This is a genomic window from Nonomuraea sp. NPDC048882, assembly GCF_040649755.1.
Lineage (GTDB): Bacteria > Actinomycetota > Actinomycetes > Streptosporangiales > Streptosporangiaceae > Nonomuraea > Nonomuraea maheshkhaliensis.
Window position 1 is genome coordinate 730,303 of sequence record NZ_JBEZGB010000003.1, and the last position, 14,366, is coordinate 744,668.

The following is a 14,366-nucleotide window of genomic DNA, read 5'->3' on the forward strand; positions in this document are numbered from 1 at the left end:
CCCCAAGGAGCTCTCTTGACGTCCTCAGAGCTGGAGACACCGCCCCTCGACACCGCCCGCCGCCTGGCCGAGGAGGGTGACCTCGACGCCGCGGCCGACATCCTGAGCCGGCTCGCCGCCGACCCGGGCGAGCCCGACAGGGCGCAGGCCGCCGTGGGCCTCGCCGTGGTGCTGGAGCAGTGCGGCGACGTCGAGCGGGCCAGGGCCGCCGCCAGGACCGCCCTGGCCACCGGGCACCCCGAATACGCCGCCCAGGCGGCCTGTCACCTGGCCCAGGGCTTCGAGCGGGAGGGCCGGGCCGACCAGGCCAGGGCCGCCTGGCAGGCCGTCCTCGGCGTCGGCACGGCCGCGTACGTGCCGCTGGCCCACCTCGCGCTGGCCCGGCTGGCGGTCGAGGCGGGCAACCTGGAGGAGGCCGGAGACGAGCTGCGCGCAGCCGTGCGCGCGGGCGTCGAATCCGGTGACGACAAGATGGGCGCGCACGCGGCGCAGCGGCTGGCCGAGCTGATGCTGGAGCACGGGGAGCCGGGCCCGGCGGCCGAGGTGCTGCTGGAGGCGCTGGAGTTCGCCCCCGCCGACGAGGTGCCCGGCCTGCGGGTCCAGCTCGGCATCGCGCATCTGGAGCTGGCCTGCGCCGAGTTCGCCGAGAGCGTCGAGGGCGGCGCCGACCCGCGTACCGGCGCGCTGGCCATCGAGCTGCTCGCCCGCACCCTGCCGCTGCGCGGGCGCGACGACGACGCGGGCCGGGTGTGGACGTACGGGCTCGAACACGAGGACGAGACGCTGGCGGCCGAGGTCCGCCTGCGCTACCAGCGCGGCGCCTGACCCCGCGCCGCCTGCCCGCAGGTCAGGGGCGGCGCATGACGGCCGCCGCTGCCGCCACGTTGACCAGCACGATCGCCAGCCACGCGACCAGCAGCCCGAACGCGCCTCCCGTGGTGCCCGCGATGGCCGTGAGCGGAACCCCGATGCCCAGTGAGCCCAGCGCGATCGGGACCAGCGGCGTCGTCTGACCCGCCTTCTTGCGCGGCGTGGCGCCGTGGTGGTCGAGCTCGGCCCGGACCCGCGCGGCGATCGTGGCGTCGAGGCGCTCCATGAACGAGTCGACGAGCGCCGGCTCGTAGTCGGCGCCGAGCTCGCGGCGCGCCTCCAGCGTGGCCCGCAGGTCGTCCCTGAGGCGTTTGTCTGACATGGACAGCATCATCTCCCGCCGCGCGCCGCGCCGTCATCAGCCCTGAGGTCTAGTGCGCGATCCTCCCCAGGTACCGTGCTGCCATGCAGGTGATGACCCCGAGAGGGCCGGCGCTGGTCGAGGTGGACGAGGTCGCGGACGCGCGGCTGCTGCTGGTGCTGACCCACGGATCGGGCGGGGGAGTGGAGGCCCCCGACCTGCTGGCCGTGCGCGACGCCGCCGTGGCGGCCGGGGTGAGCGTGGCCAGGGTGACGCAGGCGTTCCGGGTGGCGGGGGCGCGGGCGCCAGGTTCGGCGGCGCGGCAGGACGAGGCGTGGGAGATCGTCCTGGGCGAGTTGCGGGCGGCCCGGCCGGGGCTGCCGGTCGTGCAGGGCGGGCGGAGCAACGGGGCCCGTGTGGCCTGCCGGACGGCCAAGGCCGTCGGAGCCGCCGCGGTGGTGGCGCTGGCCTTCCCGCTGCACCCGCCGGGGCGGCCTGAGCGGTCGAGGGCCGATGAGCTGCGCGGCGCCGGCGTGGACGTGCTGGTGGTGAACGGGGAACGCGACCCGTTCGGCGTTCCCGACGCCGGGGACGCCGCGCGCCTGGTGGTGCTGCCGGGGGAGGGCCATGAGCTGAAACGTGACCCCGCCCGGGTGGGCGAGGTCGTCGCGGAGTGGATCGTCCGCTACGCGTAGGCGTGGATCTCGCGGGACGCGGAGGCGACGCGTAGGCGTGGAACTCGCGGGACTCGCGGGACGCGTAGGCGTGGGACTCGCTGGAGGCGTGCGTGTGGACCCTGCCTGAGGCGTCAGGCCGGACGCGGGCGCGGACCTCGCAGGGAAGCGTCAGGCGGCGCCGACGGCGGGCCGGTGCGGGGCGATGGCGGTGCCGCTGGGAAGCAGCTCCCCGGTGTCCTCGAACAGGACGACGCCGTTGCAGAGCAGGCTCCACCCCTGTTCGGGGTGGCAGGCCAGGGTGCGTGCCGCCTCGCGGTCAGGCGCCTCGGCATCCGGACAGGCCGGGTCGTGCGGGCACATCGGCGTGCCTCCGATATCTCGTGGGTCGCTCCCGTGCTGGAGGGTCGGGAGCCGGCTCGGGTTGTTGTGTTCGTTCTGGCAAGTGTGCGATGTGTGTCACGTGTTCCGACATAGTCCGTTCGGACTGTTACAGGAGGATCCCCGGGTCGTGTGACCTTCGACACAGCGTGCCTTATGCAGGATAACGGGCCAAGCGTGACACGCGCATCACGTTTGCAATCCCTTGAGCAGAGCGTCGAGCCCGCGCTCGAAGTCGATATCGGCTCTTTCGTCCCTCCTGACCCATTCATCAACCTCCGGGTCGGCCCATCCGGACTGCTGCACCTCCACGGCCACGCTGCCGAACACGAACGCCCGCAGCGACCGCACGGCCTCCGGGGCGTCGCCGAGACCGCCCTCGGCGAGCTGCTCGGTCTGCTCCCTGATGGCGATGGCGGTCGCCCCCTTGGGCGGCTTGGTCAGGGCCAGGGCCAGCACGCCAGGATGCTCGCGCAGCAGCTCCCTGCCCGCCCGGCACCACGCCCTGGCCGTCTCCTGCCAGGTGGGGCCCCGCTCGACGTGGACGGTGGTGACGTGTTCCGCCAGGGCGTCCATCAGTGCCTCCTTGCCGCGTGGCAGGTGGTGGTAGATGGCCATGGCCTCCACCTCCAGGGCGTCGCCCAGGCGGCGCATGGTGAGGCGGCGCAGGCCCTGGCTGTCGGCGATGTGGAGTGCGGCCTCGATGATGCGCTCGCGGGAGAGGGGCACCGGTGGTCTCTTGGCGGGCATGGAGATCATCTTACTATGTAAAGGCGGTCGCGCCAGGGCGATTTCCGCCCGTGTCGCGCGACGGCGTACCCTTGGGCGTTGCACCAGTACCGACAGCTTTAAGGGGCAGGGCCGATGGCGTTTTTCCGTCCGCGGGTGAGCCGGGAGGCAGAGGTCCGCTACCACGCGGACCTGGAGATCTCCAAGAGCTTCCCCGAGTTCATCGAGAAGGCCAGGCAGGCCGAGCAGGTGCTGCGCGAGCTGCAGGCGGCGGGAGCCGACGAGATCGAGCTGCTGGCGGCCGGGAAGGCCTTCGACGCGGCGCTCACCGAGGCGCTGCGCGCCGCCGAGGCCGGGCAGCGGGCCACGTTCGGAGTGAAGGCCTACGACGACCGGATCGCCCGCCGCAAGGCCAAGGCCACGCCGGCCGGCGCCATGTGGACGGCCGAGGTCGAGCGGCTGCGCACCCTGCGCGAGGACAACCGGCTGTGGGGGATCCCCCGCGTGCCCAGGCCGGTGCCCGCGACCGCCTGACCTGAGAAGGTCACGCTCGCGGCTGTCCGGTCCGGCCAGACTGTCTGGATACGCGGGCTGGATACGCGGGCTGGATACGCGAGCGAATGAGCCCCGGCGCCGTGTGAGGGTGCCGGGGCTCTCGTTCAGCTGGCCCAGTCGAGCAGCGGGCGCGTGTTGCTCGGGTGGCGCAGCTTGGACAGAGACTCCTTCTCCAGCTGCCTGATGCGCTCCCTGGTCAGCCCCAGGTACTTGCCGATCTCGTCCAGGGTGTGCGGCTTGCCGTCCACCAGGCCGAAACGCAGCGCCATGATCTTCGACTCCCGCGGCGAGAGGTTGTCGAGCACGCCCCGCAGCTGGTCGCCCAGCAGCTGGCGGTCGACGATCTCCGACGCCTCGGGGGAGTCGACGTCCTCGATGAGGTCGCCGATCGTAGTCTCCCCGTCCTCGCCGATCGTCGCGTTCAGCGAGATCGGCTGACGGCTCGTGCGCAGCAGCTCCTCGATCTGGTCCGGCGTCTTGTCCAGCTCGACGGCCAGCTCCTCGGGCGTGGGCTCGCGGCCCAGGCGCTGGTGCATGTCACGCTCGACGCGCGACAGCTTTGACAGCATCTCCAGCACGTGCACGGGCAGCCGGATCGTCCTGGCCGAGTCGGCGAAGCCGCGCTGGATGGCCTGGCGGATCCACCACATGGCGTACGTGGAGAACTTGAAGCCCTTGGTGTAGTCGAACTTCTCCACGGCCCTGATCAGGCCCAGGTTGCCCTCCTGGACGACGTCCAGCAGGGACATGCCGCGGTCGGTGTACTTCTTGGCGACGGAGACCACCAGCCGCAGGTTGGCCTCCAGCATGTGGTCCTTGGCCTGCCGGCCGTCCTCCACGACCAGGTGGAGGTCCGCCCGGGCGGCGGGCGACAGGTCGGGCTGGGTCTCCAGCTTGTACTCGGCGTACAGGCCCGCCTCGATCCGCCTGGCCAGCTCGACCTCCTGGGCGGCGGTGAGCAGGGTGCGGCGGCCGATGGACTTGAGGTAGGTGTGCACCGAGTCGCCCATGACGGACTGCGTGTCGTCCAGGTCGATCGGCTCGTTGTCGATTTCGGCTTCCTCCGCGTTCGCGACGAGGTCGTCCGGGACGTCCTCCTCGTGCTCGGGCTTGGACTCCGGCGCCGTCACCGCCTTCGCCGCATCGGCCGTGGCGGCTCGCACGCCGTTGCCGGTGCCGTTCCCATTGCCGTTCGCCGCGCCGTTCGCCGCGCCGTTCACCGCGCCGTTCACCGGGGTGGTTTTTGCCTCGGAGCCCTTGCTGCGGGTACTCTTTGCCCGCGCGGTCTTCCCGGCGGAAGTGGTCTTCTTCTGGGCGTTCTTCTTGGGGGCGGTCGTGCTGAGAGACGGCTCGTTCTCGGCGGCCAGGCTCACGCCGGCCTCCGAAAGCTCGCGCAGGATCGTGCGACCTTCAGAGGGGCTGATGCCGGCCATCGCGAACGCGTCACGCAGCTCCGCCAGAGAAAGGTGACCCTGGGCTCGCCCTCGTTCAATCAGCTGATCGAGAGCAGCGGGTGGGGTCGCCACGGCGGTTCTGGGCATGAGGACACCTCCTCCGTACGGAGTGGAAGCGATCAGGCAGGTTGTGGTGGGGCGGCTTCGCATCCGCACGGCGCACCAGTATCAATAACGCCAAACGCCGTCATTTGTTCCCGTGCGCCCTAAGCGGGGCGAAAAAGGGGCGGATCGCCCACATGACGAACCGCCCCAGGGGTCGTGTTTATTCCGTCGACCCGTGACCGCCCGGCTGCACCTCAGGCATCGGCATGGGCTCGGCGTCCTCCATGCGCTGGTCGGTCCAGTATTCGAGGACCTTCTCCGGATCCGGGTTGATCTCCCTGGAGACGATGAAACCGTCGGTGGTCGCGGGGGCTGGAGTCGCGTCCAGCACCTGGGGCAGCTCTTGGGGCTCGCCGGACGGCGCCTTCTCCACCACGGCTCGGGTCTCCCTCGCGACCTGGTCGAGCTTTCCCGCCGAGGCGGCCGCCGCGACTGAGGCGCCTCCGGCGACGATGACGCCGACGACGGCCGCGGATGCCCACAGCTTGCGGGTCTGGTCCATGAAGGCTCCCTCCTTCTCCCCACTATGACGCATCGGCCACTCGTCAGGTTCCTGCCCTAAGCCGCATCAAATCGGTCTTGCCGTTCGGGAGCAGCGGGAGTCGCTCGACGAGCCGCAGGTCGCGCGGGGCGGCGTAGGGGGCGAGCCTATCGCGGCAGAATGCCCGCAATTGCTGAAGTGTGACGGGTGTGTCGGGGTCGGCGGGGACCACGACGGCGGTGACGCGCTCGCCCCACTCAGCGTCGGGCAGGCCGATCACGGCGGCGTCGGCGACGTCGGGATGGGCGCGCAGGACGGCGGTCACGACGCCGGCCACCACCTTCTCGCCGCCGGTGTTGATGACGTCGTCGGCCCGGCCGAGCACGCGCAGGCGGCCGTCGTTCAGCTCGCCGAGGTCGGAGGTGACGAACCAGCCGCCGTCCAGCGGGGCGGGTGCCTCGGCGAAGCGGTAGCCGGAGAAGAGCACCGGGCCGGAGATCCTGATCAGCCCATCCGCGCCGATTTTGAGATCTACATTGTCAAGGGGCCGGCCGTCGTACACGCAGCCGCCGCTCGTCTCGCTCGACCCGTACGTCGTCACGACCCTCGCGCCGAGGGCGGTGGCCCGCTCGACCAGGCCGGGCCCAGGCGCCGCCCCGCCCAGCACGATGGTCCTGAACAACGACAGATCCGCCCCCATCTCGACCAGCCGGTGCAACTGGGTGGGCACGAGGGAGACGTGGTGGGCGCCGGAGTCCAGCACCGCGTGCGGGTCGAAGGCCGGGTGGATGATCGGCTCGCTCTCCGAGAGCAGGGCGCGGACCAGGACCTGCAGCCCCGAGACGTGGGAGACGGGCAGGCAGCACAGCCAGCGGTCGCCCTTCGCGGCGCCCACGCGGCGGATCGAGGCGGCCGCGCACGCGCGCAGCGCCTCGGCGGAGAGCATCACGCCCTTGGGCGGGCCGGTAGTGCCGCTGGTGGCGATCACGATCGCCACGTCGCCCGGCACGCCGGCCCCGCCGGGTCTGGGGACGCCGTTCACGTGGGTGGGGCGCAGCGCGTCCAGGGCGGGCTCGTGGTGGCCGGGGGAGAGCGGGAGGACGGCCGGGCCGTCGCCGGAGAGGGCGTCGCGGATCGCCGTGAAGAGGGCGGTCCCGGCAGGCTGCACAATGGCATGCAGCGGGCGGTCCGGATGCGACGGGTTCCTCCACATGCTCGTAAGGTTAATGGTGACAGGTCGGACAGTGGCGCAGGGAGGGTCGTGACGCGTTCTCCCGTGGTCTTCCGGATCCCGATGCGGACGCGGTTCCGTGGGCAGACCGTCAGGGAAGGGGTGCTGCTGCACGGCCCGGCGGGGTGGGGGGAGTTCTCCCCGTTCCCCGAATACGGCCCGCGCGAGTGCGCCCGCTGGCTGGCGTGTGCCCGCGAGGCGGCGTTCGAGGGCTGGCCGGAGCCGGTGCGCGACAGCGTCCCGGTCAACGCGACCGTGCCCGCGGTCGATCCCGAGCGGGCCCATGACATCGTGCGGCGCTCGGGGTGCGCCACGGCGAAGGTCAAGGTGGCCGAGCCGGGGCAGACGTTCGACGACGACGTGGCCAGGGTCGAGGCCGTGCGCGACGCGCTCGGGCCGTCGGGGCGGCTGCGGGTCGACGTCAACGGCGCCTGGGAGGTCGATGAGGCCGTCCGCCGGCTCAAGCGGCTCGACCGTTTCGACCTCGAATACGCCGAGCAGCCGTGCGCCACGCTGGAGGAGCTGGCGGCGGTGCGGCGGGCGTGCGACGTGCCGATCGCGGCCGACGAGTCGATCCGCAGGGCCGAGGACCCGCTGCGGGTCAGGGCGGCGGAGGCGGCCGACATCGCGGTGGTGAAGGTGCAGCCGCTGGGCGGGGTGCGCGCGGCGCTGCGGGTGGTGGAGGCGTGCGGGCTGCCCGCGGTGGTCTCCAGCGCCGTGGAGACGTCCGTGGGCCTGGCGGCGGGGCTGGCGCTGGCCGCGGCGCTGCCGTCGCTCCCGTACGCGTGCGGGCTCGGCACCATGGCGCTGCTGTCGGGCGACGTCGTGGACGATTCGCTGGTTCCGGTGGACGGCAGGCTGGCGGTACGGCGACCCAGCGTAGATTATGGCCTTTTGTCGGCTTTTGAGATTGAATCTCCCCAGTGGCTTGGCCGGATGCAGGAGGCGTCACGTTGAACCCCGCTACCGCGCTGGCCACCGTGCTGGTCGATGAGCTGGTGCGCTGCGGCCTGACCGACGTGGTGCTGGCGCCCGGCTCGCGCTCCGCCCCGCTGGCGCTGGCGCTGCACGCCGAGTCCCGGGTGCGGCTGCACGTACGGATCGACGAGCGCTCGGCGTCGTTCCTGGCCCTGGGGCTGGCCCGGCGCTCCGAGCGTCCCGTGGCGCTGATCTGCTCCTCCGGCACCGCCGCCGCCAACTTCCACCCCGCCGTCATCGAGGCGGGCGAGTCGGGCGTGCCGCTGCTGGTCCTGACCGCCGACCGCCCGCCCGAGCTGCGCGGCACCGGCGCCAACCAGACGATCGACCAGATCAAGCTGTACGGCGGCGCCACCCGCTGGTTCGCCGAGGTCGGCGTGCCGGAAGACCGCCCCGGCCAGGTCGCCTACTGGCGCTCGCTGGCCTGCCGCGCCTACCAGCGCGCCGCAGGCGCGGGCAACCCCGGCCCGGTCCACCTCAACCTGGCCTTCAGGGAGCCGCTGATCCCCGACGGCGACACCACCTGGTCAGAGCCGCTCGACGGCGGCGCCAACGGCCCCTGGGTGCGTGCCAGGGTCGCGCCGCCGCCCATAGCCCTGCACATCCCGCCCACCAGGCGCGGCGTGCTCGTGGTCGGCGACGGCGCCGCCAACGTGCGCCGCTACGTCGCGGCGGCGGGCATGGCCGGCTGGCCGGTGCTGTCGGAGCCCAACGGCGGCGGCCGCTACGGCGACCACGCCATCTCGACCTACCACTACCTGCTCAGCACGCCCGAGTTCGCCGACGCGCACAGGCCCGACGTGGTCGTCACGCTGGGCCGTCCAGGGCTGTCCCGGCCGCTGCTGTCGTGGCTGAAGCGCGCGGACGAGCACATCGTGGTGGCGCCCGATCTCGACCGCTGGCCCGACCCGACGCGTTCGGCCACGCAGGTGGCGCAGGCGGTGGAGATCCCGGTCGCCTCGGGTGACGACACCTGGCTGCACGCCTGGCGGCAGGCCGACCTGGCGGTCAGGGCGGCCATGGACGAGGTGCTCGACCTGTCGGGCGCCAGCGAGCCGCGCCTGGCCAGAGACCTGGTCGACGCGCTGCCGAACGGGGCGCTGCTGTTCTGCGGCTCCTCCATGCCGATCCGCGACCTCGATCAGGCGATGCGGCCCAGGCGCGGCATCCGGCTGATGGCCAACAGGGGCGCCTCCGGCATCGACGGCCTGGTGTCCACCGCCATGGGGGCGGCGCTGGCGCACAACGGCCCCTCCTACGCGCTGATCGGCGACCTGTCCTTCTTGCACGACCAGAACGGGCTCGTGCTCGGGCCCCGTGAGCCCCGGCCCGACCTGTGTCTCGTCGTGGTCAACAACGACGGGGGCGGCATCTTCTCGCTGCTGCCCCAGGCCGCGGTGCGTGACCCGTTCGAGCGGGTGTTCGGCACGCCGCACGGGGTGGACCTGGGGTACGTGGCTGCCGCGACGGGCACTCCGTACACGCTGGTGGGTGACCTCAGTGATCTGCCCAAGGCGATGCGGGGCGATGGGCCCAGGGTGGTCGAGGTGCGTACGGACCGGGAGGAGAACGCGCTCGTGCACGCCCGCCTGCGCGACGCCGCGCAGGAGGCCGTCCGCGCCTACCTGGCCGGCTGACCCAGGGTTGGACGTCAGCGGGCGAGGACGTCCAGGAGGCGGTTGAGCGGGCCGTCCAGGCCGTAGCGATCGGCCAGGGCGACCAGCGCCTCCGGGTCGCGCGGCTTGGCCGGCAGGGTCAGATCGGCGTCCGGCAGCGGCGCGTCGGGAGCCACCTTCACCACGGCTGGGGCGGCGCTCAGGTAGTCGCGGGCGGCGCTCAGCTTGGTGCGGCTGCCGGCCGGGAAACCGTCGGTGACGCCCGCGTCGAGGGCCTCGAGCAGCGCCGCGAGCGAGCCGAACCGGGTGATCAGGGCGGCGGCGGTCTTCTCGCCGACGCCCGCCACGCCGGGCAGGCCGTCGCTGGGGTCGCCGCGCAGGGTGGCGAAGTCGGCGTAGGAACGGCCGGGGATGCCGTATTTGCCGGTGACGAACGCCTCGTCCACGATCTGCAGGTTGCGCACTCCGCGGGCGGTGTAGAGGACGCGGACCGGCCGGGAGTCGTCGACGAGCTGGAACAGGTCGCGGTCGCCGGTGACGATGTCGACCGCGCCGGGCGCCTGGTGGGTGAGCGTGCCGATGACGTCGTCGGCCTCGTAGCCGGGCGACTCCAGCCGGGCCACGCCGAGGGCGTCGAGCACCTCCTGGATGACCGTGATCTGCGGCACGAGCGCCTCGGGCACCTCCTCCTGGTCGCCCCCTTGGCCGGTGCCGGCGACGCGGTGCGCCTTGTACGTCGGGATCGCCGCGACCCGGAACGCCGGCCGCCAGTCGGCGTCCATGGTGGCGGCCAGCTCGGTGGGGGAGTGCTGGCGTACCAGGGTGGCGATCATGTCGATGAGGCCGCGCACCGCGTTGACGGGCGAGCCGTCCGGGGCCTTGATCGACTCCGGGATGCCGAAGAAGGCGCGGAAGTAGAGCGACGGGGTGTCCAGAAGCATCAGCACTAGGACAGTATGCCCACCGCCAGCAGACACGCGTCGTCCTCCGGGTTGGGGCCGCCGATGTCGGCGAGCAGGCGGTCGAGGCTCGCGTCCAGATCGTGCCCGCGCACCCGGCGCGCGGCGGCCAGTACCAGGTCGAGGCCGACGTCGATGTCGCGCGTACGCCGCTCGACCAGCCCGTCGGTGAACAGCAGCAGCTGGTCGCCGGGCAGCAGCCGGGTGGTGGCCAGCTCGTACGGGCTGCCTGACGCCGCGCCGAGCAGCACGCCCCTGGGCTGCGCGAGCTGGGTGGCCTCCCCGTCGCGGACGAGGATGGGCGCCAGGTTGCCCGCCTGGCCCCAGGCGAACACCCGGGTCTCGGGGTCGAGATGGCCGATGATCGCGGTGGCGGTGGTGTCTTTCAGCTGGTGCATGACGAGGTCGTTCAGCCAGGCCAGCAGCCGGTTGGCGCCCTGCCCGGTCATCGCCAGGCCGACCAGGGCGTGGCGGAGGTGGGCCATGCGCGAGATCGCGGGCAGGCCGTGCCCCGAGGCGTCGCCGATCGCCAGCAGCACGCGGCCGTCGGGCGCCGGGGCCGCCTCGAACCAGTCGCCGCCCAGGTTGGCGGTCTTCTCGGCGGGCACGTACCGGACCGCGATCCTCGTCTGCGGCAGGTCCAGGCAGCCGACCGGCTCGGGCAGGATCGCCTCGCGCAGCGCGAGCATCACGTGGCGCTCCTCCGCGGCCCGTTCGCGCGCCTCCAGGAGCTGGCGGCGCGACTCCGACACCATGCGCTCGGCGCGGCGGCGGCCGGTGATGTCCTGGATGACGCCGTGCATGCCGATCGTGCCGCCGGGCCCGGCCAGCGGTTCGAGCACCACCCGCAGGTCGCGCAGGTCGGCCGAGCCCCCGCCGCGGCGGATGCGGAACTCGGCCTGCACCGGCTCCACGCCCTGCACGACCGACCACAGCAGCCGGTCGAGCGTGGCCACGTCGGAGGGCTCGACGTGCTCGGGCAGGTCGGGCAGGGGGATGGGGCCGTCGCCCGGGTCGCGGCCGAAGATCACGTACACCTGGTCGGACCAGATCGTCTCGCCGGTGTGCAGATGCCACTCCGCCCAGCCCATGTTGCCGAGCCGCTGGGCGTGGCCCAGCCGGACGGCGAGCATCTCGGCCTCGTGCCCGAGCAGCTCGGCCGCGCCTGTGACGTCGACCATGATCTCACTCTCGAACGCAGGGGAACTGGACAATTGGCCCCACACTACGTGATCGACTCGCAACCGTGTGTGTCGATGTCCGGCCGCGTGGCGAGACCTTTTCGCGGATTTTAGGAGCCGCGATCACGAGTAGATTGAGCCTGTGACGTCCTCAGACCTGTATCCCGTGTCCCGTCTCGCCGCCGTCCAGGAGGCCACCGCCAAGGCCGGTCTCGACGCCCTGCTCCTGACGCCGGGCCCCGACCTGCGTTATGTGAGCGGCTACGACGCCAAGCCCCTTGAGCGGCTGACGTGCCTCGTGGTGCCCGCCGTGGCGGAGCCGTACATGATGGTGCCCCGGCTTGAGCTGCCGGCCGCGCAGGCGTCGCCCGCCGCGCGGCTCGGTGTGGAGTTCGTGGCGTGGGACGAGACCGAGGACCCCTACGCGCTGGCCGCGGCGCGGCTCGGCGGGGTCGCCAAGGTGGGTCTGGCCGACCGCATGTGGGCCATGTCGTCGCTGCGCTTCCGCGAGGTGCTGCCAGGGGCCGAGCAGGTGCTGGCCGGAAGCGTGCTGCGGGAGCTGCGGATGCGCAAGTCGCCCGGCGAGGTGGCCGCGCTGCGCGAGGCCGGCGAGGCCATCGACAGCGTGCACCGGCTCGTGCCCGGCCTGCTGCGGGCCGGCCGCACCGAGCGCGAGGTGGGCCGCGACATCGCCGAGGCCATCCTCGCCTCGGGCCACGCGACCGTCGACTTCGTGATCGTCGCCTCCGGCCCCAACGGCGCCAGCCCGCACCACGACGTGTCCGACCGGGTCATCCAGGCGGGCGAGCCCGTCGTGGTCGACATCGGCGGGCAGCTGCACAACGGCTACTGCTCCGACTCCACCCGCACCTACAGCGTGGGCGAGCCGCCGGCCGACTTCGCCGCCTACTACGAGGTGCTGCGCCGGGCGCAGGAGGCCGCCTGCGAGGCGGTGCGGCCAGGGGTGTCGTGCGAGTCGATCGACGCGGCCGCGCGTGATGTCATCGCCGAGGCCGGCTACGGGGAGCACTTCATTCACAGGACCGGGCACGGGATCGGCATCGAGACGCACGAGGAGCCGTACATCGTGGCCGGGAACGACGAGCCGATGGAGGCCGGGTTCGCGTTCTCGGTGGAGCCGGGGATCTACCTGGCGGGGCGGCATGGGGCGCGGATCGAGGACATCGTGGTGTGCACGGAGAGCGGGGGCGAGCGGCTGAACAACACGCCGCGCGACCTCGTGATCGTCTGACCCTGGCACCTCCGCCCGGCACGGCCTCCGCCCGGCCTGTGCCGGTCCGGGGACTCGTGCCCGGGGCCGTGCCCGTTCAGGCGCGGGCCCCGTTCCGGACGGTCAGCGCGGGAGGGTGACGGCCGGATAGGCGTTCTGGAACGCCAGCCGGTCGTCGGCCCGGCCGGCGACGGCGGTGAGCAGGTCGTCCAGCTCCATGAAGACCTGCCAGCCCGGCGCCGCACCGGCCAGCCGGTCGACCACGAGCTGCTCCAGCTCGGGCACCCGCTTGGCCTTCCACACCTTGTCGGCCAGGCTGACCAGGTGGTCCTCGAACGTGGTGCCCGCCCCCGTCCACGAGCCGTGCGTACGGGCGAAGCGGGCCAGCCGCTCAGGCACGCCCCGGGCGAGCAGGAGCTTGTGCCCCGCCTCCTCGTGCGCCGACCCCGGCCCTGACAGCTCGGCCGGGTGCAGGCACTTGCCGACATCGTGGGTGGCGGCGCCGTACCGGACGGCCTCGTGGTCCACGGGGACGGTGGGATGGCGGTCGCGCAGCCAGCCGAGCAGGTCGAGGGCCGCGTCGTGGACGGCACGCAGGTGGGCGGCCAGGCGGGGTGGGGCGTCCAGCTCGCGCAGCAGTTCCTCGGCCGCGCCGGGCAGGTGGGGCAGGGGCGGGTCGGTGAGGGCACGCTGCAGGGTCGTCACCCTCCCACGATAGGCGGCGCGCTTTGGCAGGGTGGCCTTGCGATGAGGGATGCGGTCTCTGTGGCACAGTCGCTGTCATGTTCGCGGAGATCACGTACGCCACCAGACCCGGCTCCGAGCGGCCCAACGAGGACCTGGTGATCGCCGGGCCCTCGTGGATCGTGGTCCTGGACGGGGCGACGGCGGCGGCCGGGGTCGACAGCGGGTGCGCGCACGACGTGGCCTGGCTGGTGGGCCGACTCGGCGGCGCCCTGGCCGGCGGGCTGGCTGCCGACGGCACCTCGCTGGCGGGCCTCCTGGAAGCGGCCATTGAGGCGACCCGATCGGCGCACGGGGGCAGGTGTGACCTGGGCAACCCGGACTCGCCCTCGGCGACGGTGGCCATGGTGCGGTCACTGGGCTCAGGGCGGGTGGAGTACCTCGTCCTGGGGGACTCGCCGGTCGTGCTGTCCCTGGTGGGCGGCGGGGTGCGGGTGGTGAGCGACGACCGGCTCGAACGGCTGCCCGGCGGGCGGCCGTACCCGGTGGAGCTGGTGCGGCGCCTGCGGAACGTTCCCGGCGGCTTCTGGGTCGCGGCCGCCCGTCCGGAGGCCGCGCGCGAGGCGATCACCGGCGAGGCGGACGGGGTGCGCGGGGCCGGCGTGTTCACGGATGGGGTGGCGCGGCTGGCCGACTGGTACGGCTGGAGCTGGCAGGCCGTCCTGGACACGCTGGAGGGCCGCGGGCCCGTGGCCGTGATCGACGCCGTGCGGGAGCTGGAGGTGCGGCGGGGGCCGGTGTGGGGCAAGCGCCACGACGACGCCACCGCCGCCTGGGGCCGCACGCTGAGGTAGCCGCCCCTTGAATTTACGCTCAGGCAGCCGCTCACCGCCGCTTGAGAACTGCGTGAGCCCGTCCTGAGGACGCCACCACCAT

The 14,366-nt window shown here is 72.9% G+C and carries 16 protein-coding genes; 7 read left to right on the forward strand and 9 right to left on the reverse strand.

Annotation, left to right across the window (positions count from 1 at the left end; all coding sequences use genetic code 11):
* Positions 1 to 15: 15 nt before the first annotated feature.
* Positions 16 to 825, forward strand: coding sequence for a tetratricopeptide repeat protein (locus tag AB0C27_RS13245; protein ID WP_357842394.1), 810 nt, complete (start codon positions 16 to 18; stop codon positions 823 to 825).
* Positions 826 to 847: 22 nt separating this feature from the next.
* Here the strand turns inward: AB0C27_RS13245 and AB0C27_RS13250 are convergent, their stop codons facing one another.
* The gene (locus AB0C27_RS13250) at positions 848 to 1,192 is read right to left on the reverse strand and encodes a hypothetical protein (protein WP_357842397.1); all 345 of its coding nucleotides are present in this window, start codon (positions 1,190 to 1,192) and stop codon (positions 848 to 850) included.
* 83 nt (positions 1,193 to 1,275) lie between these two features.
* Between AB0C27_RS13250 and AB0C27_RS13255 the strand changes: the two genes are divergently transcribed.
* Positions 1,276 to 1,866 (forward strand): alpha/beta family hydrolase, encoded by a 591-nt coding sequence (locus AB0C27_RS13255; protein ID WP_357842399.1) that lies wholly within the window; start codon positions 1,276 to 1,278, stop codon positions 1,864 to 1,866.
* A gap of 150 nt (positions 1,867 to 2,016) precedes the next feature.
* Here the strand turns inward: AB0C27_RS13255 and AB0C27_RS13260 are convergent, their stop codons facing one another.
* Both AB0C27_RS13260 and AB0C27_RS13265 read right to left on the reverse strand, forming a co-directional pair.
* The gene (locus AB0C27_RS13260) at positions 2,017 to 2,208 is read right to left on the reverse strand and encodes a DUF5999 family protein (RefSeq protein ID WP_106237625.1); all 192 of its coding nucleotides are present in this window, start codon (positions 2,206 to 2,208) and stop codon (positions 2,017 to 2,019) included.
* 207 nt (positions 2,209 to 2,415) lie between these two features.
* Complete coding sequence (locus tag AB0C27_RS13265; RefSeq protein WP_346110930.1) at positions 2,416 to 2,976, reverse strand: TetR family transcriptional regulator; 561 nt, start codon at positions 2,974 to 2,976, stop codon at positions 2,416 to 2,418.
* Between the two features lie 114 nt (positions 2,977 to 3,090).
* On the opposite strand from AB0C27_RS13265, the gene AB0C27_RS13270 reads away from it, so the two are divergent.
* Positions 3,091 to 3,489 carry a hypothetical protein gene (locus tag AB0C27_RS13270; RefSeq protein ID WP_357842403.1) on the forward strand — a complete coding sequence of 133 codons (399 nt, stop codon included), beginning with the start codon at positions 3,091 to 3,093 and terminating at the stop codon, positions 3,487 to 3,489.
* A 125-nt stretch (positions 3,490 to 3,614) separates the two neighbouring features.
* On the opposite strand, the gene AB0C27_RS13275 is transcribed toward AB0C27_RS13270, so the two are convergent.
* From AB0C27_RS13275 to AB0C27_RS13285, 3 genes are all read right to left on the reverse strand, one after another.
* Positions 3,615 to 5,051, reverse strand: a complete 1,437-nt coding sequence (locus AB0C27_RS13275) for an RNA polymerase sigma factor (protein ID WP_357842406.1) — start codon at positions 5,049 to 5,051, stop codon at positions 3,615 to 3,617.
* A 178-nt stretch (positions 5,052 to 5,229) separates the two neighbouring features.
* The gene (locus AB0C27_RS13280) at positions 5,230 to 5,571 is read right to left on the reverse strand and encodes a hypothetical protein (protein ID WP_357842409.1); all 342 of its coding nucleotides are present in this window, start codon (positions 5,569 to 5,571) and stop codon (positions 5,230 to 5,232) included.
* A gap of 43 nt (positions 5,572 to 5,614) precedes the next feature.
* The gene (locus AB0C27_RS13285; protein ID WP_357842411.1) at positions 5,615 to 6,763 is read right to left on the reverse strand and encodes an AMP-binding protein; all 1,149 of its coding nucleotides are present in this window, start codon (positions 6,761 to 6,763) and stop codon (positions 5,615 to 5,617) included.
* Positions 6,764 to 6,811: 48 nt separating this feature from the next.
* Between AB0C27_RS13285 and AB0C27_RS13290 the strand changes: the two genes are divergently transcribed.
* Positions 6,812 to 7,738 (forward strand): o-succinylbenzoate synthase, encoded by a 927-nt coding sequence (locus AB0C27_RS13290; protein WP_357842414.1) that lies wholly within the window; start codon positions 6,812 to 6,814, stop codon positions 7,736 to 7,738.
* A complete protein-coding gene (gene menD / locus AB0C27_RS13295; protein ID WP_357842417.1) occupies positions 7,735 to 9,396 on the forward strand; it encodes a 2-succinyl-5-enolpyruvyl-6-hydroxy-3-cyclohexene-1-carboxylic-acid synthase in 1,662 nt (553 codons plus the stop codon). Before AB0C27_RS13290 ends, menD begins: the two co-directional genes overlap by 4 nt.
* Before the next feature lie 14 nt (positions 9,397 to 9,410).
* On the opposite strand, the gene AB0C27_RS13300 is transcribed toward menD, so the two are convergent.
* The gene (locus AB0C27_RS13300) at positions 9,411 to 10,316 is read right to left on the reverse strand and encodes a 5'-3' exonuclease H3TH domain-containing protein (protein ID WP_357843090.1); all 906 of its coding nucleotides are present in this window, start codon (positions 10,314 to 10,316) and stop codon (positions 9,411 to 9,413) included.
* 5 nt (positions 10,317 to 10,321) lie between these two features.
* The gene (locus AB0C27_RS13305; RefSeq protein WP_346110919.1) at positions 10,322 to 11,515 is read right to left on the reverse strand and encodes a SpoIIE family protein phosphatase; all 1,194 of its coding nucleotides are present in this window, start codon (positions 11,513 to 11,515) and stop codon (positions 10,322 to 10,324) included.
* 142 nt (positions 11,516 to 11,657) lie between these two features.
* Between AB0C27_RS13305 and AB0C27_RS13310 the strand changes: the two genes are divergently transcribed.
* Positions 11,658 to 12,767 carry a Xaa-Pro peptidase family protein gene (locus AB0C27_RS13310; RefSeq protein WP_357842420.1) on the forward strand — a complete coding sequence of 370 codons (1,110 nt, stop codon included), beginning with the start codon at positions 11,658 to 11,660 and terminating at the stop codon, positions 12,765 to 12,767.
* Between the two features lie 102 nt (positions 12,768 to 12,869).
* Here the strand turns inward: AB0C27_RS13310 and AB0C27_RS13315 are convergent, their stop codons facing one another.
* The gene (locus AB0C27_RS13315; protein ID WP_357842423.1) at positions 12,870 to 13,451 is read right to left on the reverse strand and encodes an HD domain-containing protein; all 582 of its coding nucleotides are present in this window, start codon (positions 13,449 to 13,451) and stop codon (positions 12,870 to 12,872) included.
* 77 nt (positions 13,452 to 13,528) lie between these two features.
* On the opposite strand from AB0C27_RS13315, the gene AB0C27_RS13320 reads away from it, so the two are divergent.
* Complete coding sequence (locus AB0C27_RS13320; RefSeq protein WP_357842425.1) at positions 13,529 to 14,284, forward strand: protein phosphatase 2C domain-containing protein; 756 nt, start codon at positions 13,529 to 13,531, stop codon at positions 14,282 to 14,284.
* Positions 14,285 to 14,366 lie beyond the last annotated feature (82 nt).